At 48.5% G+C, this 1,052-nt stretch carries 1 protein-coding gene; it reads right to left on the reverse strand.

The features are described 5' to 3' along the window. Positions 1-132: 132 nt before the first annotated feature. On the reverse strand, positions 133-1,052 hold a 920-nt coding region (locus R7M72_RS25880; RefSeq protein ID WP_318056567.1), incomplete at its 5' end, for a Preprotein translocase subunit SecY.

The raw sequence follows: 1,052 nt of genomic DNA on the forward strand, positions 1-1,052 counted from the left end.
GGTGAAAGACGTGACCAAAAAGCTCAATAAAGATTAAGGCTTAAGCGATTAAGTTTAAGCGTGGAAGATAAATTGCGGAAACAGAAAAGAGCGCCCATCGACGCTCTTTAAATATTTACTGAGTCTAGACCATTAAGCGGCTTCAGCTTGACCAATCCAATGGTAATGGTGGTTGGCTTTTTTACCCACCAGCCCAAGCTCTGCAAGCTCTTCGAAGACTTTGTCTACCTCTTCCGCAGAAAGTCTAAATTGCTTCGCTACCGCTTTTTTCGTACACGTGATTTGATGAGTTTTAAGGGCATCGCTCACCTGTTCTAGCAGTGTTTTTGGCTCTTCCGGTTCTTCAACTTTTTGCTCAATGGCGGGTTCATCTTCATCCTTAATGTGTGGAAGATAACCCGCTGGCTCTGGGTCAATATCGCGAATTGATGCCACGGTCATGCCTACGTAGCGACGGTAATAGTGACGGAAACGTTGCTCTTCACCAATCAAACCAACAAAAAACGCCGCAAAGAAATCGAGCAGGATGGATAAGAACACCACCAGCCATAACTGAGCTTGTTGCGATGTCGTACCGAACGCATTTGCAAGGCTATCGATCAGACCGATGACCGAGCCTTGTGTCACCGGAGGCAAGCTGTCTCGCTCCATCGCCAATCTCTGCTGCTCTTCGCGCAGGGTTTTGTTTTGCTCTTGAATTCGCGTCACCCCCGTTGCGATGCGCTCCATCTCGATGTACTTCTGCGCCGCGATGTTGTTCAGCTCGATCTGTTTATCGATAGACGCAATCTGGCGGTTAAACGCTTCGATTTTTGCTTGCTCGACAGAAATATGGCTTTGTGCGCTGTTAGTCGCGCTGTTGATGCCGCCGATACTGCCGCCAATAGAGATAGCGGCAAGCACAGAGTAAAACACCAAGGCCGTAATTGCCCCACCGTAATTTCTGTGGGCGCGACGCTCGCCGTATTCATACCACGCATAAAATTTGCCAGCTTCAAAGATGATGGCCAAACCACCAAACAGCGCCTGCATCATTGGGTTGTCGTCAATTG

This window comes from Vibrio sp. YT-18 (genome assembly GCF_033337345.1).
GTDB classification, from domain to species: domain Bacteria; phylum Pseudomonadota; class Gammaproteobacteria; order Enterobacterales; family Vibrionaceae; genus Vibrio; species Vibrio alginolyticus.